At 46.8% G+C, this 22,841-nt stretch carries 32 protein-coding genes; 31 read left to right on the top strand and 1 reads right to left on the bottom strand.

What is annotated here, in order from left to right; genetic code table 11:
* Positions 1-98 precede the first annotated feature (98 nt).
* The 19 genes from ACFIKX_RS01975 to ACFIKX_RS01885 all read left to right on the top strand — a co-directional run bounded on the left by ACFIKX_RS01975 (position 99) and on the right by ACFIKX_RS01885 (position 14,217).
* On the top strand, positions 99-1,106 hold the full coding sequence (locus ACFIKX_RS01975; protein ID WP_375629100.1) for a ParB/RepB/Spo0J family partition protein: 1,008 nt from the start codon (positions 99-101) through the stop codon (positions 1,104-1,106).
* Positions 1,103-1,561: a hypothetical protein gene (locus ACFIKX_RS01970; RefSeq protein ID WP_012232200.1), complete on the top strand. Its 459-nt coding sequence runs from the start codon at positions 1,103-1,105 to the stop codon at positions 1,559-1,561. Before ACFIKX_RS01975 ends, ACFIKX_RS01970 begins: the two co-directional genes overlap by 4 nt.
* Positions 1,558-3,540 (top strand): transposase domain-containing protein, encoded by a 1,983-nt coding sequence (locus ACFIKX_RS01965; protein WP_375629097.1) that lies wholly within the window; start codon positions 1,558-1,560, stop codon positions 3,538-3,540. Before ACFIKX_RS01970 ends, ACFIKX_RS01965 begins: the two co-directional genes overlap by 4 nt.
* A gap of 334 nt (positions 3,541-3,874) precedes the next feature.
* Positions 3,875-4,906 carry an AAA family ATPase gene (locus tag ACFIKX_RS01960; protein WP_375613740.1) on the top strand — a complete coding sequence of 344 codons (1,032 nt, stop codon included), beginning with the start codon at positions 3,875-3,877 and terminating at the stop codon, positions 4,904-4,906.
* Positions 4,903-5,172, top strand: coding sequence for a hypothetical protein (locus ACFIKX_RS01955; protein ID WP_012231825.1), 270 nt, complete (start codon positions 4,903-4,905; stop codon positions 5,170-5,172). The genes ACFIKX_RS01960 and ACFIKX_RS01955 overlap by 4 nt, the downstream gene beginning before the upstream one ends.
* A complete protein-coding gene (locus ACFIKX_RS01950; protein ID WP_375624050.1) occupies positions 5,172-5,450 on the top strand; it encodes a hypothetical protein in 279 nt (92 codons plus the stop codon). The genes ACFIKX_RS01955 and ACFIKX_RS01950 overlap by 1 nt, the downstream gene beginning before the upstream one ends.
* Positions 5,434-6,057 (top strand): DUF3164 family protein, encoded by a 624-nt coding sequence (locus tag ACFIKX_RS01945; protein ID WP_375613741.1) that lies wholly within the window; start codon positions 5,434-5,436, stop codon positions 6,055-6,057. Before ACFIKX_RS01950 ends, ACFIKX_RS01945 begins: the two co-directional genes overlap by 17 nt.
* 10 nt (positions 6,058-6,067) lie before the next feature.
* Entirely contained in the window at positions 6,068-6,697 is a 630-nt protein-coding gene (locus ACFIKX_RS01940; protein ID WP_375629094.1) for a regulatory protein GemA, read from the top strand.
* A 6-nt stretch (positions 6,698-6,703) separates the two neighbouring features.
* Positions 6,704-7,111, top strand: coding sequence for a helix-turn-helix domain-containing protein (locus tag ACFIKX_RS01935; protein WP_375629092.1), 408 nt, complete (start codon positions 6,704-6,706; stop codon positions 7,109-7,111).
* An 87-nt stretch (positions 7,112-7,198) separates the two neighbouring features.
* Positions 7,199-7,780, top strand: coding sequence for a glycoside hydrolase family 19 protein (locus ACFIKX_RS01930; RefSeq protein WP_375629090.1), 582 nt, complete (start codon positions 7,199-7,201; stop codon positions 7,778-7,780).
* Positions 7,777-8,064, top strand: coding sequence for a hypothetical protein (locus ACFIKX_RS01925; RefSeq protein WP_375629088.1), 288 nt, complete (start codon positions 7,777-7,779; stop codon positions 8,062-8,064). Before ACFIKX_RS01930 ends, ACFIKX_RS01925 begins: the two co-directional genes overlap by 4 nt.
* The gene (locus ACFIKX_RS01920; RefSeq protein WP_375629085.1) at positions 8,057-8,395 is read left to right on the top strand and encodes a hypothetical protein; all 339 of its coding nucleotides are present in this window, start codon (positions 8,057-8,059) and stop codon (positions 8,393-8,395) included. Before ACFIKX_RS01925 ends, ACFIKX_RS01920 begins: the two co-directional genes overlap by 8 nt.
* Complete coding sequence (locus ACFIKX_RS01915) at positions 8,388-8,603, top strand: hypothetical protein (protein ID WP_375629082.1); 216 nt, start codon at positions 8,388-8,390, stop codon at positions 8,601-8,603. Before ACFIKX_RS01920 ends, ACFIKX_RS01915 begins: the two co-directional genes overlap by 8 nt.
* On the top strand, positions 8,600-8,914 hold the full coding sequence (locus tag ACFIKX_RS01910) for a DUF2730 family protein (RefSeq protein WP_375607966.1): 315 nt from the start codon (positions 8,600-8,602) through the stop codon (positions 8,912-8,914). Before ACFIKX_RS01915 ends, ACFIKX_RS01910 begins: the two co-directional genes overlap by 4 nt.
* Positions 8,911-9,267, top strand: coding sequence for a hypothetical protein (locus ACFIKX_RS01905; protein WP_375629079.1), 357 nt, complete (start codon positions 8,911-8,913; stop codon positions 9,265-9,267). The genes ACFIKX_RS01910 and ACFIKX_RS01905 overlap by 4 nt, the downstream gene beginning before the upstream one ends.
* Entirely contained in the window at positions 9,230-9,811 is a 582-nt protein-coding gene (locus ACFIKX_RS01900; RefSeq protein WP_375629076.1) for a phage protein Gp27 family protein, read from the top strand. Before ACFIKX_RS01905 ends, ACFIKX_RS01900 begins: the two co-directional genes overlap by 38 nt.
* Positions 9,804-11,426 carry a hypothetical protein gene (locus ACFIKX_RS01895; protein ID WP_375661195.1) on the top strand — a complete coding sequence of 541 codons (1,623 nt, stop codon included), beginning with the start codon at positions 9,804-9,806 and terminating at the stop codon, positions 11,424-11,426. Before ACFIKX_RS01900 ends, ACFIKX_RS01895 begins: the two co-directional genes overlap by 8 nt.
* Positions 11,427-11,438: 12 nt before the next feature.
* On the top strand, positions 11,439-13,019 hold the full coding sequence (locus ACFIKX_RS01890; protein ID WP_375629072.1) for a DUF935 domain-containing protein: 1,581 nt from the start codon (positions 11,439-11,441) through the stop codon (positions 13,017-13,019).
* Positions 13,012-14,217, top strand: coding sequence for a phage minor head protein (locus ACFIKX_RS01885; protein WP_375629070.1), 1,206 nt, complete (start codon positions 13,012-13,014; stop codon positions 14,215-14,217). Before ACFIKX_RS01890 ends, ACFIKX_RS01885 begins: the two co-directional genes overlap by 8 nt.
* 255 nt (positions 14,218-14,472) lie before the next feature.
* Here ACFIKX_RS01885 and ACFIKX_RS01880 read toward each other — a convergent pair whose 3' ends face one another.
* Positions 14,473-14,607 (bottom strand): hypothetical protein, encoded by a 135-nt coding sequence (locus ACFIKX_RS01880; RefSeq protein ID WP_375629067.1) that lies wholly within the window; start codon positions 14,605-14,607, stop codon positions 14,473-14,475.
* A 333-nt stretch (positions 14,608-14,940) separates the two neighbouring features.
* On the opposite strand from ACFIKX_RS01880, the gene ACFIKX_RS01875 reads away from it, so the two are divergent.
* The 12 genes from ACFIKX_RS01875 to ACFIKX_RS01820 all read left to right on the top strand — a co-directional run.
* Positions 14,941-15,939, top strand: a complete 999-nt coding sequence (locus ACFIKX_RS01875; protein ID WP_375629488.1) for a phage protease — start codon at positions 14,941-14,943, stop codon at positions 15,937-15,939.
* Positions 15,936-16,277: a hypothetical protein gene (locus ACFIKX_RS01870; RefSeq protein ID WP_375629485.1), complete on the top strand. Its 342-nt coding sequence runs from the start codon at positions 15,936-15,938 to the stop codon at positions 16,275-16,277. The genes ACFIKX_RS01875 and ACFIKX_RS01870 overlap by 4 nt, the downstream gene beginning before the upstream one ends.
* A gap of 12 nt (positions 16,278-16,289) precedes the next feature.
* On the top strand, positions 16,290-17,255 hold the full coding sequence (locus tag ACFIKX_RS01865; RefSeq protein WP_375629482.1) for a capsid protein: 966 nt from the start codon (positions 16,290-16,292) through the stop codon (positions 17,253-17,255).
* Between the two features lie 15 nt (positions 17,256-17,270).
* Entirely contained in the window at positions 17,271-17,693 is a 423-nt protein-coding gene (locus tag ACFIKX_RS01860; protein ID WP_375612327.1) for a gp436 family protein, read from the top strand.
* Between the two features lies 1 nt (position 17,694).
* Entirely contained in the window at positions 17,695-18,189 is a 495-nt protein-coding gene (locus tag ACFIKX_RS01855; protein ID WP_375629479.1) for a phage virion morphogenesis protein, read from the top strand.
* On the top strand, positions 18,186-18,707 hold the full coding sequence (locus ACFIKX_RS01850; RefSeq protein WP_375629476.1) for a hypothetical protein: 522 nt from the start codon (positions 18,186-18,188) through the stop codon (positions 18,705-18,707). The genes ACFIKX_RS01855 and ACFIKX_RS01850 overlap by 4 nt, the downstream gene beginning before the upstream one ends.
* On the top strand, positions 18,704-19,297 hold the full coding sequence (locus ACFIKX_RS01845; protein WP_375629473.1) for a baseplate assembly protein: 594 nt from the start codon (positions 18,704-18,706) through the stop codon (positions 19,295-19,297). The genes ACFIKX_RS01850 and ACFIKX_RS01845 overlap by 4 nt, the downstream gene beginning before the upstream one ends.
* A gap of 12 nt (positions 19,298-19,309) precedes the next feature.
* Positions 19,310-19,510, top strand: a complete 201-nt coding sequence (locus tag ACFIKX_RS01840; protein WP_375629470.1) for a hypothetical protein — start codon at positions 19,310-19,312, stop codon at positions 19,508-19,510.
* A 3-nt stretch (positions 19,511-19,513) separates the two neighbouring features.
* A complete protein-coding gene (locus ACFIKX_RS01835) occupies positions 19,514-19,894 on the top strand; it encodes a GPW/gp25 family protein (protein ID WP_375629467.1) in 381 nt (126 codons plus the stop codon).
* Positions 19,887-20,753 (top strand): baseplate J/gp47 family protein, encoded by an 867-nt coding sequence (locus ACFIKX_RS01830; RefSeq protein ID WP_375629464.1) that lies wholly within the window; start codon positions 19,887-19,889, stop codon positions 20,751-20,753. Before ACFIKX_RS01835 ends, ACFIKX_RS01830 begins: the two co-directional genes overlap by 8 nt.
* Positions 20,753-21,859: a phage tail protein gene (locus ACFIKX_RS01825; protein WP_375646250.1), complete on the top strand. Its 1,107-nt coding sequence runs from the start codon at positions 20,753-20,755 to the stop codon at positions 21,857-21,859. The genes ACFIKX_RS01830 and ACFIKX_RS01825 overlap by 1 nt, the downstream gene beginning before the upstream one ends.
* Before the next feature lies 1 nt (position 21,860).
* On the top strand, positions 21,861-22,841 hold a 981-nt coding region (locus ACFIKX_RS01820), incomplete at its 3' end, for a DUF4815 domain-containing protein (protein ID WP_375661194.1).

Here is a 22,841-nt window from a genome sequence, read left to right as displayed (position 1 = left end):
CGGCGTTTGGAAGAACCCGTTTTTGCGAAAGCTTATCGAAGATGGGCGGGGCGTGCGATGGATTTATTCTTTAAAGAGATCAGAAAGGCGGTGGCGTGATGGCACAGTTTCAAAAGCTTGCTCTTGATGTGATTGTGGTGCCGGAGCGTATACGCCCTGTGGATGATGAGCATGCCAAGGCACTTGCGCAATCAATGGCGCGGGAGGGATTGATGAATCCGATTACGGTGCGCCATACCCCTAATGCTAAAGAGGGTAATTACACGCTTATTGCTGGTGCACACCGGCTTCGTGCTGCTGAGCTTTTGGGCTATAGTGACATTGATGCCGTTGTGGTGCAGGCTGATAAGGATAATGCCGCGCTTTTAGAAGTGGCAGAAAACCTCTTTCGCAATGAATTATCGGTGATTGACCGTGCGCTTTTTGTCCAGACTTACCGCGAATTGTGGGAAAAGAAGTATGGGGAGATTAAGGTTGGTGGGGACAGAAAATCAAAGGGTAAACATTACCCTTTGATCGGTGGTAATCAATATACAAAGGACAAAGTGGCAAAGGGTCAAGTTGACCCTTTGCCAAATGATGGCTCTTCAGAGCACCATGAAACTGGGTGTGAAGGGGATGAAAAATCAAAGGGACAACTTGTCCCTTTGATCGGTGGTGAGCAATTGGGACAAGTTGTCCCTATTTCTTATACAGATGAAGAAAGTGGTAAAGGGACAGTTTTATCTTTTGCCGAACATGTGGCGGACCGTATTGGTTTGTCTTCAAAATCAGTAAGACGTCTTAACAACATTGCCCAGCATTTACAGCCGGAGTTGCGGTCGGTTTTGCGGGGGACGGCATTGGCAGATAATCAAGCGCAGTTGTTGAAGCTGGCGAAGATGGAGCCGGTTGCGCAACGGCGGGTGGCAATTGCTTTGCAACAGGTTGAGGGGGATTTACGGCGGGCTGTTGATTTGGTCAATGGGGTTAATACGCCGCCGCAAATCAATGAACAGGAACGGATTTTTGCTCAGTTATTAGGTGTTTGGCAGAGAGCAGATGCGCAGACACGGGCGCGGTTTTGTGATTATCTTGCAAGAGAACGTGGGGAGGTGCTGTCATGAAGAGGCATGGTTGCGGGCAGCTTGATTTTTTCCAAAAGCCGGTTTTTCCCTGCCGCGAACCGGTTGCGCAGATTGATTTAGGGCGGTTTCGCTCGCGCATTAAGCGTGCGATGGCGCGGGCTTTGAGAGAATGCCGGCATGAGCGCAGTGTGATTGCAGAGCGTATGGCGCATTATTTAGGGATTGGGTGTTTAAGTAAGGCGAGTTTGGATGCTTATGTTGCGGAAAGTAAGCAGGTGGATATTTCCCTGCCGCGGTTTAAGGCATTTGTGCGGGCGACAGAGGCATTTTGGCTCTGGGATGAGGTGGTGAGTGAAGATGGATTGTTGCTGTTGCAAGGAGATGAGGCGCGGTTAGCAGAGATTGCGCGGTTGCAGCAGGAACAGCGGGAGATTGCAGCGCAATTGAAAGCCATGCGCGCAACGCCGGTTCGCATTAAAAGGGGGCAGCCATGAAGGAATGGTTTACTATTGCCGAATTGGCTGAGGCAGCTTTGCCAGGGTTGCCGAAAACAAAGATCGGTCTCAACAATCTTGCGCTTAAGAAATGGCGTTTGAATACACAATTGTTTCGCCAAACATTAGGCAAAACCAAGCCGGTTTGGGAGTATCACATCTCTTTATTGCCGGAGGGGGCGCGGGCGGCGTTGTTGGTGCGGGCAGGTGGAATTTGTGTAGAAGAAAAGACAGAGAAAAGCGATCAAAAGACAAGTATTTGGGTGCGTTATGAGGGGCTTTCCAAGGCGCATAAAAGGCGCTGTGAAGAGCGTTTGAAGGCACTTTGTTTTTGGGAAGATTTGCTTCATGCCGGTATGGGGGTGCATGATGCGGCAAGTTTGAGTGCGGTGCAATTTGGTGTAAGTCGGATGTCGCTTTTTAATTGGCGGCAGATGGTGGAGGGGTATGAGCGCCCTGATTGGTTGGCAGCTTTAGCGCCTTGTTATGGTGAGGAGAATGTTTCGCAATTTGCGCCGTGTCATGAGGGGGCGTGGGAGGTTTTTTGTTCGGATTATTTGCGCCCCTCTAAACCTGCTTTTTCGGCGTGTTATCGGCGCATGGTTTCGGTTGCGCAGGAGCGGGGTTGGCAGCCCATTCCTTCTGAGCGGGCTTTGCGGCGTCGTTTTAAGGCGCAAGTTTCCAAAGCGGTTGTGGTTTTAGCGCGTGAGGGAGAAGAAAAGGCAAAAAAGCTTTATCCAGCCCAACGGCGTGATCGCTCGAGCTTGCATGCACTGCAAGCAGTGAATATGGACGGGCATAAGCTGGATGTTTTTGTGAATGTTCCTTGGACAGAAAAGCCTGTGCGGCTTTATCTGATTGCCATTCAAGATCTTTATTCGGGCAAGATTTTATCGTGGCGCCTGTCGGATGCTGAGACTTGGGAAATCGTGCGTTTGGTGATTGGGGACATGGTGGAAGCTTATGGCATACCAGAGCGTATGACCTTGGATAATGGGCGCGCTTTTACCAGCAAGTGGATTTCTGGAGGTGTGCAAAACCGTTTTCGTTTTAAGATTAAGCCGGATGATCCGCAAGGGCTTTTGACGAGCTTGGGGGTGCAATTGCAATGGACCACCCCTTATAGCGGACAGTCTAAACCGATTGAGCGGGCATGGCGTGATCTGGCAGAAGCGATTTCGAAACATCCCTTTTGTGCGGGGGCTTATACGGGCAATAAACCGGATGCCAAGCCTGAAGATTATGGCAAGCGCGCGATAGGATTTGAAGCGTTTAAAGCCCATGTTGGTGCGCAAATTGTGGCGCATAATGCGCAAGCGGGGCGCAAGGCGGTTAATTGTGCGGGGCGCAGTTTTGATGAGACCTTTGCAGAGAGTTTGCAAGCCGAGGGGACGATAGTTCGGCAAGCGAGTGCAGCACAACGGGCTTTATGGCTTTTAACTTCTGAGGCATTGCGTGTGCAAAAGGGTACGGGCGAGATCCATTTTTATGGCAATCGTTATTGGGCGCGGGCGTTGAATGAGCATGCGGGGAAAAAAGTGATTGTACGCTTTGATCCGGATAATTTGCATCAAGATTTACGGGTTTATGATTTGAATAATCGGTTGCTTTGTTTGGCACCATGCCTTTGTGATGTAGGTTTTTATGACCAGCAGGCGGCGCGCTTGAATGGGCGTTTGCGTAAAGAATATGTGAAGGCTGTTAAAGCAGAAAAACAGCTAGCGGCAAAGCTTGCGCCTGATCACTTGGCAGATGTTTATGGTCGCCTTGAGAAAAAGGATGAAGCGTTCAAATCGAAGCTTCCGATAAAGCCAAAGGTGAGCCGCTTGATGCCAAACAATGTGGGGAATTTAGCTTTGAAAGCAGACGATGATGAGGTTTTGGGGGAGGAAGAATTTAGCACGCATTTGCATAAAGCTTTGAGAAAGCTTTCCGCCTCTGATGAGGGGCGTGAGGTGATCAAGTTTCCTAAACGATAGGAAAGGAAAGAGGGGGGGATTTGTAAGAATTCTCAAAAGGAAGCTGGTTTTGTATCGCGTACCAGGTTGAAGCGTTAACAAAGAAAGGGGGGAGGAATCTTAATCCTTTAAAAGTCTAATCAATACATGAAGTTTCTAGGTATCTTTGCCTGATCGGGAGAGATGCGTGGAGTTAGCAGGTTCCCTGATGTGTGAGAAAGAGAGGGGATTTGCAAGGTTAGCCGTTTTAGTATCGCGTACGGCTTTAAATGTTTATTGAAGACAAAAGATAAGGGGCGGTTGGGAGCCCTTCCCCTTATCAATAGTCTAAAATCAATACGAAAGGGGAATATACATGAAAAACGCGATAAATGCAACGGTCGATAAAAATCCTTGGGCGCGACCTAAAATCCAGCCTAATGGAACAGCACAAAACCGCAACAGTGATGACATTGCTTTATGGAATGAGCTTGTGGATGCGGTGAGAGCTTTGGGGCAAATGAATGATTGGTCGAAAGCAGAGGTGGCGCGGCGCATAGGCATGCCGGATGGAACGTTTTCGCAATGGTATGCGGGCAGTTATGCGGGGCAATTGGGTAAGCAAAATGCAAAGGTTCAACAATGGGTTGAGGTTTTAAAGGAAACGGCGGGGTTTTTGGAGAAGATCCCTGAAAAACCAGCCTTTCAGAGGAATCGAATTGCCAGTGAGATTATTGATACTTTAACACTGGCACAAAGTACGGGGGATATGGTGATGATTACGCTTGATGCGGGCAGTGGCAAGACCGAAACCTGCCGCCATTATCGCTCTACCCGCCCGCATGTTTATCTGGTAACAGCCAGCCCGCATACGCGCAGTGTTCACGGTATTTTGAATGATATGGCAGCAGAATTGGAAGTGGTGGAATATAATCCCACCCGCTTAACGCGTGCGATTGGCAAAAAGTTAGAGCGCGTGGGCAGTGGTACGTTGTTGATCGTTGATGAAGCGCAAAATTTAACGGATGAGGCGATTAATCAGTTGCGCCACTTTGTTGATATCAATGGTACGGGGTTGGCTTTGGTTGGCAATGATGAAATTTCGGGGCGGTTGGTTCATCGTCAAAATGGTCCCTCTTATGCGCAAATTAAAAGCCGATTGGCGATGCATTTGAAACGGCGCAAGCCCTATAGTGAGGATATTGCGGCGCGCATTCATGATTGGGGGATTGAAGATGTTGGTGCGATAAAGTTTTTGACAGGGATAGGCTTAAAGGCTGGAGCTTTGCGGCAAATTGACAAAACCATGATGTTGGCACGCATGGCAGCGCTTGGAGATGGGTGTGAGGTGACTTTGAAACATGTCAAAGCGGCATGGAAAAACCGTGACGTGGAGGAATTGGCATGATCTCTTTATGCGACAAAGAATTATCCGATACGCTTGTTGGTCTTTATGACGATTATCAATGCGGTTTTGATATTGGAGAAAAGCTTAAATTGTGTGTTGATTTGGCGTTATTGCTTGAATTGGAGTTGAGTGTTCACCGTTTGGGGGAAGCGGATGCGGTTTTGGAAGGCCAAGTTGCAGAAGTTTTGGCTGAGTGTGACAGCTCTGATCGAGATGAAGATAAGAGCAATCGTGTGATTTATATGGATTTTGGAGGAAGCAAATGATGGAACGTAACCCCTATATGGTAAGAGATAGCTTGATTGCTTTGCGCTCTGCCTTTTTACAGTATGAGGTGAATGGCATTTTTATGCATGGACAAGATGTTCGAGAATTGAATGAGTATTTGCGTCGTTTGGCAGGCTATAACCACGTTTTAAGTCATGAGCTTATGCGGTGTCGTTGGCAATTGAAAGCGGGATGTGCGCCTTCTTCAGGGGATGTTGTGCCATTTCGTCGTTTTCAAAAAACACAGGAGGAAGTTGGTGATGAATCCACAAATTGAACTTGAAGGCACGCGTTATATGAAGGATGCAAAAGGGGCTTTGGTGCCGGTAAGTTTGATCCGCCCTGCGGATTTGTTAGAGGATGAAACGGTGCGCAAAATTATGGGTTTTGCGAAAGAATTATCGGCAAGGATTGCACGTTTTAACAACCATACGATTGCGGATTTGAGTGATTTTGATAGCTTGCTTGCGCAAGAATATGGTGTGGAGCGGCGTGGCAAAAAGGGCAATTGTACTTACACAAGCTTTGATGGTTTGCAACGTATTAAGGTGCAAGTTCAGGAAAGTGTTGATTTTGGACCGCAATTGCAAATTGCCAAAAGCCTTCTTGATGAGTGTTTGAATGAATGGTCTGCGGATGCACGCCCTGAAATCCGTGCGATTATTACGCGTGCTTTTAATACGGATAAAGAAGGCAAGGTGAATCGGGGCGAGATCTTTATGCTGTTGCGTTTGGATATTGATGATCCACGCTGGAAAGAGGCGATGCGTGCCATTCGTGAAGCGATCCGTGTGACAACATCTAAGGAATATGTGCGTTTTTATGAGCGCGATACATTAGAAAGCGCTTGGCGTGCTGTGACCATTGATCTGGCGAAGACATGAGGGGGGAGAGATGTCTTTAGCTGTCCTTCATATGGGAAAACGCGCGTTAGGTCTTGATGATGAGACCTATCGCGCACTGCTCTATCGCTTGACAGGCAAGCAATCGGCGAAAGATTTGAATTTTTCAGAAAAGCACTTGGTTATCGATGAAATGAAAGCGTGTGGTTTTGAGCCGAATGGGAAGCGTTTAGAGGGAAAATATGCCAAGAAGTTGCAGGCGCTCTGGATTGCTGGGTGGAATCTTGGCATTATTCGTGATCGTTCAGATAAGGCGTTGCTTGCCTTTGTGAAAAGACAGACAGGCGTTGATCATGTTCGTTTTTTACGCGATAGCGATGATGCATGCAGAGCCATTGAGGCGTTGAAAGGTTGGTTGCAGCGTGAGGGTGGGGTTGACTGGAGAGGAAAAAACCGCGAAGATTCATGGCAGAAAATGCCAGGATATTTGATTTTGCGTGCCCAATGGAAGCGTTTGAATCCCGATGCTGTGTTTGACCCAGTGTTTGACCTTGGGGCTTTTCACCAAAGTGTTATGGCGTTAAGTGGTAAAGCTTTGGGCGAGATGAATGGGGGCGACTTTAGAGAAGTTATGAATGTTTGGGGGCGGAAAATCCGTAAAGGTGTTAAAAGCGAGGGGTAAGCATGTATGCAAGAGGAAATCTATAGCGATTTTCCTGCCTTATTGCGTGAAATAGCTGATGTTGCGGGCAGTGAAGCAGCATGGAATATGATGCGGGCTTTTGGTGGACGAGAAGTTTATATACCCGGGCGTCTTGAGAGTGCGGATTGGTTGATTGAAATTGTTGGGTTTGAAGAGGCGCAGCAACTCATCAACCATTTTTGTTTTAATGGTTCGGGAGTGCGTCTTCTTATCCCCCTTGGCAGAGATGCTGAACGGCGGCAAAAAATGGTGCAAGCGTTGCAAAAAGGCTGGTCGGTGGATGCTGCCGCTGCTGTTTCTGGTATGCATGTGCGCACAGCCTATCGCTTGAAAAAGAAAATTTCTTTGCAAGAACCACAAGGTTCGTTATTTTCAGAGTTTTATGAGTATTGAGAGTTTTGACTGACAGTGTCAGGCTTATATTGGGGGATGGAGATCCGATAAACTGCGGATGGATTTTTATTCATTGAGTGGTTTGTTATGATTTCAATAGATGCTTCTTTTCTTCATCGCCTTGCGCCTAAACTGGCGCATCATGCGCGTCAAGATTTTATTATCGTTGAAATGGCACGCGTGTTGCCTAAAGCTTTATCTTATGGGGCACTCACAACACCGTTGCGTATTGCGCATTTTTTAAGCCAATGTGCGCATGAGAGTGATGGCTTTTTTACCCTGCGTGAATATGCCTCAGGGTGCGCTTATGAGGGGCGGCGTGATTTAGGCAATGTCAACCCTGGGGATGGGGTGCGCTTTAAGGGGCGTGGTTTGATCCAATTAACGGGGCGCAATAATTATCGCCGTTTTACGAGGTTTTGGCGCTTAGTCGATGAACAAGCGGTTGATTGTGAAGCATTTCCGCAAGAGCTGGAAAAGTTTCCAGCAGCGCTTTGGTCTGCTGTTTGGTTTTGGCAAATGAAAGGCTTGAATAGGCTGGCTGATCAAGATGATTATCTAGGGATTACCAAGGCGATTAATGGGGGAAGAAATGGACTTGTGCAACGTTTGACTTATTTGAACCGCGCTAAAAAGCTTTTGGAGCTTTCATGCGAGGTAAAGGTATGAAACCTTCTTATCGTGGTTCTAGGCTTTATTTATGGTGGTCCTTTTGGTTTGCTTGGGGGGTTATTTTTTTGCTTGTTTCTGGTGGTTTGTGGGGGGCTCCGCATATTGTTGATATGGCGAGCATTTCTATTCCTTCGATGGTGGCGATTATTGTTGGCAATCTGGGGGTACATCGTGGCTTTGGTTCTGTAGATTTTTCTAATAGGAAACATTCCCATAAGCGGCATAGCAGCTCCTATGATGGGGTGGAGATAACGAGGTGGGGAGATAAAAGCAATGTTTAGCCCACTTTCAAAACTGTCTTTTGGTCTGCTTTTTTTGGTCAGTGTGATGTTGGCGGCTTTTGGCTTTATGAAAGCGCAAATTTTAAAAGCGGAAAAGGCGCGTGATTTGTATTGGCAGTTGGAGATTGCCAAGGCTTCAGCACGTGCACTGCTTGTACAAGAGCGACAAAGACAAGCAGCGTTGGAAGCTGAGCATCAAGCGCAAGGGGTGATTTCGGCTTTGGAACAAAAGCTTGTGAAAATGGAGGAAGTCAATGGGAAGTTGCCGGTTACTGGCGGTGGCATTGGGCTTGAGCGTGTGCGCTTGCTCAACACACAAGCCGGTGGGTAGCCTTTCTTATCATTTTTTATCGGTTGAGTTGCCGCCTGTTGTTCGCATGGCGTGTGCCCGCCCAGCTTTATTGCCAGAGCGTGCTTTGAATGCGCGCGAAGTGGTGCATTATTGGAGCCGTGATCGTGCTGCTTTATTGATTTGTGAACAGCGTAGAAAAGCTGCGGAGCGGGCGATTTTAGGCACAAGAGAGGGGACTTTTAAGTGAATTTGGATATCAGTGTTGCCAATGGCTGGTTGTCTTTATTGTTATCGGTTATTGCGATTTGTGGGGTTTTGAGAGCCTATTTTTCTTCAGGTGCGCGGGAAATGCTGAAAGATATCACGGCGCTTAAAGAGCGTGTGCAAAAGTTAGAAACAGAGATGGACTTTTTGCCTGATCGTGATGCGCTGCAAAGATTGGAAGTGAATATGGAGAAATTGAATGGTCGTCTCAACACGCTTTCTGCACAATTACAACCGGTGGCAGCCATTGGTGAGCGCTTGCAAGAGTTTTTGTTGGAGAATGCCAAGAAATGAAAGCAGATATGGATAAAATCATCCGTGAAGAAGCGCGGTTGATTATTTTAAAAGGGCTTGCTTGTGAGCGCAGTGAAACTTTATCGAGTGCGATGATTGAGCGGCTTTTATACAGTTATGGCATCAGACGCGATCGCGATTTTGTGCATAATGAACTGGCATGGATGGAAGATCAAGGTGCTGTTACTTTAAAATGTGTGGGTTCGGTTTTTCTTGCGGCATTAACAGAACGGGGAGCGCGTCATTTAGACCGAAGCTTTTCCATTGAGGGGATTAAGCGGCCTAAACGTTCATCAATAAAAGACGAGGTGAAGAATGCGCAAGGTCGGGCGTGGACGTTTAACGGCGATTGATTTATTGCCGCAAGCTTGTGATCAAATTATTGCTGCTGCTGCTGAGGCTTTAAATGGGCGTGAGAAGACGCAAATGGCTATTTATGGTGAGTTTAAAGCGGCTTTGAAGGCTTTACGAAAGGAAACGGGTCTCAACTTTTCTATACCCTCCTTTTCGAGTTTTAATCGTTATTCTTTGCGGCTAGCCGTGATGTCACGGCGCCTAGAACAGACAAGAGAAATTGCCGCAAGTCTTTCCAAGCGTTTTGATGCCAAAGCTTCTGATAATATCACTCTTTTGACGGCGGCAGCGATTAAGGAGTTGATTTTTTCCACGTTGAGCAGTGGGAAAAACCTTTCGCCAAAGGCAGCACAAGAATTGGCCAATGCGCTTAAAGGCGTGTTGGCGGCTGAACATTTGTCGACCACCAGACGGCAAAGATTAGAGAAGGATTTTACCACTAAAGCAAGCAAAGCGGTTGACGCAGCAGCAGCGGCGGCGGGGCTCTCAGAAGAAACAGCGCGAGCTATTCGTGCGCAGGTGTTGGGGGTAAAACATGGCTGAACAGCCCTTTTCAAAAAGTCATGTCTTTGATCATCAAAGTGGCTTTGATATTTGGCGGAAAAGTGCTTTTCCCAAAGAGAGTGATCCCTTAGCGGAAGGCGTTTTGATGGCGCATCAACGGGCATGGATTGAGGATAAGTCCCCGTTAAAATTGGTGGAAAAGGGGCGGCGCACCGGTATTACTTTTGCCGAAGCTTTGGATGATACACTGATTGCAGCGGCGGCACGTGAAGCGAGGGGCGATAATGTTTTTTATATTGGTGACACCAAAGACAAGGGGCGGGAATTTATTGGCTATGTGAGCAATTTTGCTTCGGCAATTACGAGCCATAGTGGGGATGTTGAGGAATTTTTATTCTCTGATCAAAGGGCGGATGGTTCAACGAAATATATCTCTGCTTATCGGGTGCGTTTTGCTTCGGGGTTTCGGGTTGAGGCGCTTTCTAGCCGCCCTGAAAATATTCGCGGACTACAGGGCATTGTAGTGATTGATGAGGCGGCATTTCATCAAGATGTGCGCGCTGTTTTGGATGCTGTCAATGCTTTGCTCATTTGGGGAGGAAAAATCCGTGTGATCTCCACCCATAATGGTGTGCTCAATCCTTTCAATGAATTGATCCGTGAAGCACGAGCAGGCAAAGTGCCTTTTTCGGTGCATTGTTACCCCTTTGGTGTTGCTGTTAAAAATGGCTTGTTTAAACGGGTTTGTGCCATGAAGGGGGAGGTGTGGAGTCGAGCATCTGAGCAACAATGGGAAGAGCAAATTCGTGCCTCTTATGGGGTGCGTTTGGCTGCTATGCGCCAAGAATTAGATGCCATACCAGCCGATCAAGAAGGGGCTGCTTTAACACGTTTGCAGATTGAAAATTGTTGTGCTCCGGGTATTGCGGTGTTGCGTTTTGCTTGTGTGGATGATTTTAAAAATCAATCGGAACATCAACGAAGTGTTGCTGCTTTTGCTTGGTGTGAGAAGCATATAAAACCTCTTCATGCTGGGCTTGACCGGCGGCGCCAACATGTTTTTGGCGTTGATTTTGCCCGCAGTGGTGATGCCACCTCCATTGTGGTGATGGAGGTGGGACAAGATTTGGTGCGCCGTGTCCGGTTTATGGTGGAATTGCGCAATACGCCGTTTGATCAACAAAGAGAGATTTTATTTTATGGGGTGAATGGTTTGCCGCGTTTGATGGGCGGCGCGTTAGATGCGCGGGGCAATGGGGCTTATTTAGCCGAAAAAGCGGCGCAACGTTATGGAGCTCTTGTGAAGGAAGTGCCCTTGTCACAAAGTTGGTATGGCAAGGAAATGCCGGCTTATTTAGAAGCTTTTGGGGATGGGACGATTGTTTTGCCGCGCGATAGTGACATTGTTGCCGATCATCAAGCGCTTGCTTATGTCAATGGCATTGTGAAGATTCCAGACAATCATCGTTTTAAAGGCAGTGATGGTTTTATGCGCCATGGTGATAGCGCGATTGCTTGCGCTTTGGCTTATTTTGCCAACCGCCAAACTCCTGAAATTTATGATTATACACCTGCGAGAGAGGCTTATCGTTTTGATGAAAGCTCGCTCTTTTCAACGCCTTTTTTTTCAACAATGCGATCAAAGATTTATTGATGGGATGATGAGATGGTAAAACTTTTAGATCAGTGGGGCAGGGCGCTTAATATCAAAGGGTTGGAGAGAGAAGTCGCAAGCCCTACCGTTGGCGGTGTTCGTGATGTGTGGTCACAAACCATTGTCAGTGGTCTGACCCCTGCGCAACTTGCTGATATTTTACAACAGGCAGCAGAGGGTCATCCAGAGCAGTTTTTCCAACTTGCCGATGATATGGAAGAGCGTGATTTGCATTATCGTGCTGTGCTTGGCATGCGTAAAAATGCTCTCACAGGGGTGGAGCCTGGAGTGATTGCCGCAAGCAATAGTGCACAGGACAAAAAGATAGCAGATGCGGTGCGGGAAGTGATTAGTGCGCCTACCTTTGTTGATGATTATGTGACGGATTTATTGGATGCTTTGGGGAAAGGTTATGCGGTTGTAGAAACCTTGTGGGACAAGAGTGCCAAGGAATGGTGGCCGGTTGCTTGGAAATGGCGTGACCAGCGGTTTTTTCAATTGGATCGGCGGGATGGTTTTCATTTGCGTTTAAAAGAAGAGGGGTCTTTTAATGGAAGTGAATTGCCTGCTTATAAATTTTCTATTCACAGACCCAAGTTAAAAAGCGGTTTGCCTATTCGTTCTGGGCTTGCGCGGCTTGCAGCTTGGGCATTTCTCTTCAAGTCTTATACACTGAAAGATTGGATGGCATTTTTAGAAGTTTATGGCATGCCTTTGCGTGTGGGTAAATATGGGGCAAGCTCTTCTCATGAGGAGCGACGGGTTCTCATTCAAGCAGTGCGTGATTTATCCAGTGATGCGGCAGCGATTATTCCCAAAGAGATGGAGATTGAATTTATTGAAGCGGCAGGGGGCAGTGGCAATGCGGTGTTTGCTTCTAAGGCGGAATATTTAGATCGACAAATTTCTAAAGGTGTGTTGGGGCAAACCATGACGACGGATGATGGTTCGTCCTTTTCGCAAGCGCGCATTCATGAAAATGTGCGCCATGATATTGCCAGAGCTGATGCACGCCAATTAGCTTTAACGGCTAATCGTGATTTGATTGTGCCTTTTGTTGAGATTAATTTTGGACGCCAAGAGCGCGCCCCCCTTGTCTATTGGCCGATTTCGGAAAATGAAGATATTAAAGCGATTAGTGATGCACTGGAAAAACTTGTGCCTTTGGGTTTGCGTGTTGGGGCGCAAGAAGTGCGCAATAAGATTGGTTTTTCGCAACCAAAAAAGGAAGAGGATGTTTTAAAGGCTCCTGATAATGCGCTTGATGATGAGAGGGGAGAAAAGGCTCATGTTTGTGCTGATTGTGGAGGTGTTTTTGATGTTTCTGTGACAAGAGAGGACAAGGGTGCAAAAGAGCAGGGTGGAAAACATCACGACGAATTGGACCGACTTTCACAAGAAGCTTTAAGCGACTGGGAAGAGGACTTAGAACCCCTTTTAGAGCCTTTTAAAAAGCTTGTGAGAGAAGCAAAAAGTTATGAGGATATCCTTAAAGGCTTAGATGAATTGCTAGGTGAGATGGATCATCACGCATTAGCAGCGCGCTTGGCAAAAGTACAAATGATTGCACGTGGGCTTGGGTATCATGGATGAGGAACTTTTTAAAACCGCCCCTAAAGAGGTCACCCGTTATTTTGAAGCCAAGGCACTTGTTCCAAGCTTTGATTGGCGTGATATAGCACCAGAAGAACATGCCTTTTCCTTTACGGTGGCAAAATCGCTAGGCTATGATATTTTGGAGGATTTTAAGCGAGCGGTTGGAGAAGCCATAAAGCATCAAGTTCCTTTTCAAGATTTTCAAAAAAATTTGATGCCGATTTTACAGGAAAAGGGTTGGTGGGGTAAAAAGACCAGCATTGACCCCAAAACTGGTGAAAAGAGCGTGGTGCAATTGGGCAGCCCACGGCGTTTAGAAACGGTCTATTGGGCCAATACCATGAGTGCGCATGCAGCAGGCGAGTGGGAGCGCACACAAAATAATAAAGAATTTTTGCCCTATCTCACCTATGCTTTGTCGAGTTCAGAACATAAGCGTTTAGAACATGAAAGTTGGGTGGGGTTTACGGCACCTGTTGATGATCCGGTTTGGGATTGGCTTTATCCACCCAATGGCTGGCGGTGTAAATGTAGTGTGCGACAGGTAAGCCGTTATGAAGCAGAAGATTTAGGCTATGAAGAGGGGGCAGAGCCACTTCATGTTGAAAAGCAGGTTTGGCACAATAAGCGAACGGGGAAAATTGAGAAGATACCAAAGGGGATTGATCCTGGTTGGCATTTGAACCCTGGGAAACATCGCGCGCAAAACTTAAGCAATTTTTTGAGTGATAAAGTCTCTGTGATGGGGGACAATGACAAACGCATTGCCATTGAAGATATTGTGGGTTCACCACTTTTGGAAGCCATGTTTGAAGGACATATGCCGCGTGGATTTATTCCCATTGCCCCAATGATCCAAAAGGTGCGTGATGTTTTTGCAGCGGAAAATTCTCTTATTCGCTTATCCGCAGACAGTGTGAAACATATTTTGTTAGAGCATCAAGCGCGTGATCTTCGCTTGGATGATTTTCGGGGCGCCATTCAAACGCTCATCCGCCCCCATGGCATTATCAGGCGAAAAGGTGTACCGAGCGTTGTGTTTTTGGGTGAAAATGATGGGGTATGGTGGCGCTTAGCAGTTAAATTCGTGGCAAGCAAACAAGAATGGTGGTTGACCTCCATGCATAAAAAAAGCTCTAGAGAAATTGGACGCTTATTGGATGCGGCTGAAAAAAAGGGCGAGAGGTTGTTGTAAAGAAAACAACAGGAAGAAAGTCTTTTGTTCTTAATGGAAAAGAGGCGAGGAAAATGAGAAGGCGTGGAGGGCGGTCAACTCCTCGCAGATCCGGTAAAACCGTCCTGGTATAACTGGCTCACGCCTCGCGGATAATGTAACAGTTTAAAAGTTTAAAAGCAATCTTTAAAAAAATGGTGCTCTGTCGCCAGTGTCTTTGAAAACAATTTTATAAGAGTGTTTGACTTTTATTAAGAGTGTTTGGGGGTGTTTTCTTTAAAAGGGAAAAGAAGGATGAACGGTTGTTGTAAAGAAAACACCGTAAAGCTCTGTTGGTGTTTGTGAGAAGGAACTGGTGTCGAGAAAAATGAGAAGGCGTGGAGGGCGGTCAACTCCTCGCAGATCCGGCAAAGCCGCCCTGGCATAACTGGCTCACGCCTCGCAGGTAATCTAACAGTTTCAACGTTCAAAAGCAATCTTTAAAAAACGGCTTGAGAGAGGCTTTTTTTTATAAGGCGATAAATTGTACCTCTCACTTCACAACGGCGCTCTATCGCCTTTGAAGTGCCTTTGAAAACGATTTTATGGGATGGTTTGGCACGGGGGTTTCTCTCACAAGGAGAATAATAGGGAAAAGAGTGCTTTTTTGAGAAATGCTCTTTTGACTGACAGTGTCAGACTTATAGTGGGAGTAAGTTTCATGCATTGTATTGCCAATGACAATTGTAAAGCAATAGGCAATGTATGGAACAGGAATTTCACGAAGATCAAAAAGATGGGGATGCAGAAACATTTCATGCTGCGTTAATAGATCTTTGCCAAGACGCTACCGTTAGCCAAGCGCCTGAATGGGTAGAGTTGTTGCCCAAAGCGCCCCATGTGAAGGCACGTGATGGACGACAATGGCATTATAACCCGCAAACTATTTTAAAAGCCTTTGCAGCCAATAAAGGACCGCTTGTGATTGATTATGAGCATGGGCAACATCACCGTGCGAGAAATGGTCTAGAAGCACCTGCAAGTGGCTGGATTGAAGAATTAGCAGAGCGGGATGGTGCGATTTGGGGGCGTGTTAAATGGACCGATATGGCCGCTAAAAAGATTGTTTCCCAAGAATATCGCTATCTTTCACCTGAGTTTCGCCATTCCAAGAAAGGTGAAATTTTAAATTTAGCCGGTGCTGGTTTGGTGAACCGTCCAGCCCTTGTCATGACGGCTTTAAGCCGTGAACAGCCTTCCCCTATAACTTTGACGGAGAAAATGATGGATTTGACAGCCATTGCCAGTGCACTATCACTGGCAGAAGATGCTAAAGCGGATGAGATTTTAGCAACGCTTAAAGCGCGCGAAAAAGAACGCGCGGAACTTTGTGCTCAATTGACAAAGGTGCAAGAAGATTTAGCGCTTTTGCAAGAAGAGCAAAAAAATAAGGCTATTGAGAGCCTTTTAGACAAGGCCATTGAAGAGGGCAAGATTTTGCCGGCTGCCCGCGAGGAATATCGTGCACTCTGTAGCTTTGAAGGGGGTGTGGAACATTTTAAAAGTTTGGTCGAGAAGTTGCCGGCGCTTGCCGCTAGGAGTCCTTTGGAGACCTCTTGTCTCAAGCAAGAACCAAAGCTTGCGCCAGAAGAGGTTGCTGTTGCGGCACGCCATTATAAGGAAGAGCAGAAGCAAAAAGGTTTCGACATCACCATTAGCCAAGCAGTTGATTATATTTGCGAACAAAAGGAGCGCCAATCATGAGTACGATGATTTTAATTAAATCTTTTCGCGCCATAGATGTGATTTCACCTTATTGCATTGTTGCAGCGCGCGGTGACGGAATGGTGGCAACGGCTTCTGGTAAGGGTGATAAATTATTAGGGACTGCTGGGTCATTGAGTGCAAAGGCTGGTGAGATGATTGATGTTGGCCAATGTGGTTGGGGCGAAGTGGTTTGTGGAGGCAATGTTTCCTTTGGTGATTTTTTGACCTCTGACCCAAAGGGGCACGCCATAAGGGCAGAAGCAGCAGATCGCACCATTGGTATTGCCATGAGTGATGGTTCTGCTGGTGATGTTATTTCTTTTAAAATTAATTAATCGAGGCATATGATGAACAGACCTTTTCCCATTGATCCAACACTCACCGCTATTGCTATTGGTTATCGCAATCCAGCAGGTTCTCTTATTGGCGATAGAGTTTTGCCACGCGTTTGTGTTTTAAGTGAAGTGTTTAAATATAGTGAATTTCCCTTAGCGGAAAATTTTACCGTGCCTGAACTTGAGATTGGGCGGAAAGGGCGCCCGAATGTGGTGGAATTTTCTGCCTTTGAACGGGAAGCCAGTGTCAAAGATTACGGACTTGATGATCTTATCCCCAATTCAGATATTGAAGCAGCGGCACGCGCATGGGCAGAAAAGCGCTCTCGTTATAACCCCGAAAAGACAGCTGTAGAGGGACTTGCCAATTTGCTAGAATTGGGGCGTGAAGTGCGTGTTGCAGCCCTTGTGCAAAGAAGTGAAAATTACGCACCAGAGCGCGTGATAACTCTCAAAGGTGAGAATAAATTCAGTGACTATGAAAAATCTGACCCTTATGCCACTTTAGATGAAGCGATGGATAAAAGTCTCGTCTATACGCCCAACACCATTGTTATGGGCAAAGTTGTTTGGTCAAAACTCAAACGTCATCCCAAAATCATCAAAGCTGTTAAAGGGGGTGGCACTGCTGATGGTTTTGTCACCAAGGCGCAATTTGCTGATCTGATGGAAATACACCCCGATCGTTTACTCATTGGTGAATCGCAAGTGAATTTGGCACGTAAAGGGCGTTCGGCACAATTGGCACGCGTGTGGGGCAATAAGATTGCACTGCTTTATATTGACCCTACCAAACAACAGGCAGATGGTTCGGTGATCAGTTGGGGTTTTAGCGCCCAGTTGGGCGAACGTTTGTCTGGAGTGATCCAAGATCCAGATATCGGCTTATCAGGCGGCAAACGGGTGCGTGTGGGGGAACGTGTGTGTGAATTGGTTGCCGCAAAAGATGCCGGTGTTTTGTTGCAAGAAGTTGTCTAAGGGAAACTTTTAAACATGGCTTATGCAAGCAAAACATTGATTGAAGAGCTCTGGGGTGATGACTTCTTGGATGATTTGTGTGGGATGGATGAGAACTCTGATCCAGTTTTTTCAGAGCAAGCCATTGCCCGCGCGCTCGAACAGGCAAGTGGTGAGATTGATGTGCATTTGTCTCATCGCTACTCAATCCCCATTGCTGGACAGCCAGCGGCTCTGGGTATGATCTGTGTCAATATTGCTGTTTATAATTTAGCCATACGCCATACGGCGCTGACCACGACCATTGAAGATCGTTACAAACAGGCGGTTGATTTGCTGAAACGTATTGCCGAAGGCAAAGCGGGTTTAGGCATAGATGAACCTAAAATTATGAGCGAAGATGGACCGGTTCGTGATGGGGCTTTTTTTCATGCCAAGCCGCGTTTGATGGGAAGGTAACATGTCTGTTGCAACCCATATTGAGATTAAAGAGACAGGGCTTGAAGCGGCTTTATCCTTTTTGCAAAAGGGCGCTGATAGCTCGATGGGGACTTTGGCACAAGGGGTTGGGCGTCTCATCCAAGAAAGCACAAGGCGGCGGATTCAAAGCGAAAAAAATTCTGCCCAAGGAGAGAAGTGGAAAAACAATTATGCCCGCACCTCCATTCTTTATGCCAGTGGGGCGCTTTCACGCTCCATTGATATGAAAGCTTCACCAGAACAGGTGATTGTGGGCTCTGGGTTGGTTTATGCGCGGATTCATCAATTGGGTGGGGTTATTCGCCCGAAAAATGGCAAGACACTGCGCTTTTTTCTTAAAAGCGGCAATGCACACCGCTTTGTTTGTGTGCATCAAGTGACCATGCCCGCACGCCCTTATTTGGGGCTTTCAGAGCACAATAAAGTGGAAATTGTCAAAGCGACAGAAGACTGGCTGGAAAGGGTCTTTGCATGAGTCAAACGATTAAAAATGCCGGGCGCATTAATCAGTTTCGTGAAGCGGTGATAAGAAGCCTTAAAGGCGCTTTACCGGATGTGCGTGATTGCGGCTGTCAATTTGGACGTTTTAATTTAGAAGAACTTGAAACACAGATGCTGGTGGCTCCAGCAATACGGGTTGCGGTGTTAGAAAGCCGTTTGAATCCTGTAGCAAGTGGACAGATGAGTGCTGATCTTCATTTAGGGGCTTTTATTATTACCACTGGTAAAGAGCGTGATGTTTCCAGTTGGCTTTTAGCAGAAGCCATTGCGGTGCTTTGTCATAGCGGGCAATTGTGGGGGCTAACGCATTTGAGTGCCCCGCGTGATGTCCAGATTGAACCGATTATTTCCGCGGCGATTAAGCAGCGTGGTGTATCGATAAGCGTGGTGGAATGGCACCAAGATTTGCATCAGTTGGGACATGATATTTTTTGTGATGAAGGACAACTCAAAAGTGGTTTGATTTCATGGGACAATGAGGTGGGGGCATGAATGACGCACATCTCTTGAGTGACACCTTGCGGCAAATAATGAAGCGTCTTGATGCGCTTGAACGCTGTCTTGCCAACCAGCACATGATCGGGCGGGTTGTGCAAGTTGATGGCCATAGGGTGCGGGTGAAACTTTCCGAACAGGGTTCCAATGGACAAGCGGTTTTATCGCCTTGGCTACAAGCGCAAGAAGCTTCTGGCGCTCTCTCAAGCAATATGCCCCTCCATGTTGGTGACCCGGTGCGGTTGTTAAACCCCCATGGCGAAATTGGTTCTGCTTCTCTGGTGGTGCGCGATAGCTATAGTGAGGATGCGCCTAATCCCGCACGCTCGCCGCAAGAGCTTGCTCTGTGTTATGCCGGTGGCGCTTTGCGTATCACGAAGAATGAGCTCATTCTCTCCCATGGGGAAAACCAAATCCATTTGAGTGAAAAAGGTTTGGTGCTTTCTCATCAAGCAACCCGTGTTGAATTAACGGGCAGTGTGCGGATTCAAGCAGAAGATTTGCAGCACAATCAAAAATCTGTTGGCGCAAGCCACAAACACGGTGGGGTCAAAATGGGTCCCTCCACAACCTCTTCCCCTCTTTAAAGGAGTTTTATCATGCGTGAGAACACTTATGTTATTTTAACCAATGCCGATTTTGTTGCAGGCAAGCGTTCACCGGGCAAGGGTGAGGAAATTTGTTTAAGTGAGGAAGAGGCTAAATATCCGTTGCTGCTTGGTCAGATCGCTGAAAAACCAGCCCCTGTTGTTGCGGCGGCCCCAACGGTTTCTACCACAAAGACAAGCAAAGGGGCTTAAAGCATGCGGTGCGGGATGAGCGAAAAGGATGGCTCTCTTTTATATGGATTTGCGCATTGTCAACAGTCACTTCGTAAATGTCTGACGACAAGAATTGGGACACGGGTTTTGCATCGTCATTATGGATGTGATGTTGGAGCATTCCAAGATGCCAATGCTGATCCTGCGACGATGATGCAGCTTTATCAAGCAATTGTTGAAGCACTCGATGATCCAGAGTGTGGAGAGCCTGGGTTCTCGTTGCAGAGGATTGATCTGACAAAAGCAACGCGTGAAGGCACATTCCATTTTGTTTTAACGGGTGTTTTTTATCCCAATGGGCATTTGGGGGATTGGTCACACAAAGAGCCAATGAGCATCAATTTAGAGGTTGGTGATGATTGAGTTTGAACCTTTATCCTTTTCACAGATTCCTTTGCCACAAATTATTGAAGAGCTTTCTGTTGAAACAATTTTAGAGCAAAAGATCACGCGTTTGACTGAGCTTTTTGCGGCGCATCATATTCCTTATAATGTGGAAAAGACGGCTTATGATCCGGTTGTCATTCAATTGCAAGCGGCGGCTTATGAAGAGTTGCTATTGCGCCAGCGAATTAATGAAGTGGCGCGGGATAATTTACTCACATTTGCCCATGGAACAAGTTTAGATCATTTGGGGGATTTTCATGGGATCACGCGCCTTTTGGATGAAGATGATGCGCGTTTGCGCCGCCGCATTCGTTTGAATAGACAAGGGCATTCCACAGGTGGCACAGCGCCACGTTACCAATATTTTGCCCTCTCAAGCGATATCCATGTCAAAGATGCTTTTGTTTATCGTGAGGGTAAAAGTCCGCTTATTCATGTTGCGCTTTTTAGTGACGCTCCTTCAGGGGTGGCTGATGAGGCTTTAATTGCAAAGGTGCAAGCAGCCCTTGATGCCCCCCATGTTAAAATGACCAATGACCACATCCTTGTGAAAAGCGCGGTACAGCGGATGATCAATGTTTCTGCTGATTTTTGGTTGTTACCGGATGAAGGCTCCTTTGTTTTGGAAAGAGCGGAGCAGAATTTAAGAGCAGAATGGGCGCGTGCGCAAAGGCTTGGGCGTGATTTGTCTTTAAGTTGGATACTAAGCCGCTTGATGGTTGAGGGCGTTCACCATGTGAACATAACGCAACCTTTTGAGGATATTTTGGTCGCACCTGATGAAGCAGTCGCACTAGGGGATATTGTTTTGTTTGAACGGGGGCGTGCTTATTGATGCTTTCCTCACTTTTGCCCCCGAATTCGAGCTTGTTTGAACGTTGTTTTGCAGAAGCAATGGCTCTTGAACTTCACGTTAAAACTGCACTCGAAGAAATACCTCGCGCGAAATTTATCACGCGTCCGCCTTCTTGGTTGCCCTTTTTAATAGACGAATATGGCTTACAAGAATTAAACCCTTATTTCTCTAACCTTTATGATTTAATTGATCAGGGTCTTGCATGGCAAAATATTCGCGGCTCCCTTGCGGCAATAGAGATGGGGCTTGAATGGCTAGGGATTTCGGCACGCTTTCAACCCGCCTGGACGGGGCGAGCATGGTGGAATTCCTTTCAACTTGATTTTGATCAGTTGCCTGAACGCAAAAGCCTTGAAGCCATTGAAGCGATTACCGACCTTTCCAAAAGTTTGCGCTCTGATTTTCGCCGTGGGACCTATGGTTATAATGTGCAAGCCATGGAAGGCAATATGTCACGGCTTGATGACAGCATGTTGGAGTATGAAAGCGGTGTTCGCTTAACAGCTGGGGACACTTTGTTTTCCTTTGGGCGCACAACAGAAATCAATCATACCCTCACAAAAGAAGAAGGCAAGCTTATTGGCAATTGGATTGATGACTTTGACGAGGAGTTAAGCTGGGAACAAATCGATTATCCATGGGACATGGCAAATTTTCCGTGGTGTTCGGTCAAAAAACATGAACGCGATATACTCATGGCAGAGTGGTTTAGCAACCGCACGCTTTATTTCGTGTTAAGAGACAGCCAAAATAGCGTGATTGGGTATCGCAGATGCTATGCTGTAGCGCCTGTCGAACAGGCTTTGGATGGTGTGTATAGCCATTGTGGCGGCAGATTCCAGCCCTCCTCGATGGGCACGGCGCTTCTTGTTGCAGCACGCACAGATTTTCACGATGTTGATGGCAAACAAGCAGCATTTGTTTCTATTCTCGTTCACGGCATTCCCAAACAAGATATCCCCCTTGGAAAGCTTTGGTGTGACGTCAATGAACTGAATGGTGGTGTCGAGATACTCAAAACACCCATCAATATTTCTTTGCGTGCCGATGTTCGCGAACAATTCAAGATTTTATTGAGGTTTTAACATGAAGCATGAAAGTGGTTTACCGTTTGCAATTGACAGATCTCGCGGCAAAGAGGAACAACAAAGCGTTGTCTTTTATGGCACGCGTCCCTTTATTCAAAGTGGTGAACTAAATGAGGTTCAAACCATCATCAGGGGGCGTCATGACCGTTTGGGACGCCTTGTGGCACAAGAAGGAGACCGCGTTGAACGCGCTGATGCTTTTGTCAACAAAGACACAAGGACCGTCACTTTAACGGATGGCAAGATTTATATTGCCGGTGATATTTTTCCGGTCTCTGAAGCCGTACTCAACAATGTTGCCATGATTGGGCGCTTGGAAATTGGTGTGAAGCTGCAAAAAAAATGGATAACACACGAAGATGATCCAGAGCTCTTGGGGCAAGTCCCTGGCACATTGGCAGAAGGAGAGCCTGGTGCCGCACGCGAAACAGCACAGCTTGTTTGGGCACTAAAAGAGGATGCGCAGAATGGCACTTTCTTTCCGGTTTATATCTTGCAAGATGGTGTTCTGATTGATCAAAAATCACCCTCACTCCTTGAACCCGCCATGCAAGCTATTGCGACGTACGACCGCGCCCATGGGCATTATATCGTGAGTGGCTGCCGTGTAAGCGCATTGGGAGCCAATAACGGTTGCCAAGTGTTTAGTATTCAAGAAGGAGAAGCCAATATCAATGGCTTTAAACGTAAACGCCTTGCCGCCTTGCGCCATGAAGAGATGCAAGATTTTTCGACAAGCGTTGTTCCTAGCGAAACGCATATTTTTGCGCCTTCAAAAGGGAAAACAAGTTTTACCTTTAAACCCTATTATTTTCCTATTGCCGATATTCAGTCTCTTTTGTTGACAAAAGAAAAAACCGTTAACGTCACCCGTGGTGCCGTTGCCGCTGGGCGTGATGGTGTTCCTGATAAAAGCATCACCGCGTTTATCAAAATCGTTCAAGGAAGCAAGGAATTTAAAGAAGGCACAGATTTTAAA

Origin of the sequence: Bartonella sp. CM86QHHN (genome assembly GCF_042194695.1) — a bacterium.
GTDB lineage: Bacteria > Pseudomonadota > Alphaproteobacteria > Rhizobiales > Rhizobiaceae > Bartonella.
Note: the sequence above shows the minus strand (reverse complement) of the source record. Positions and strands in the feature narration are given on the sequence as shown.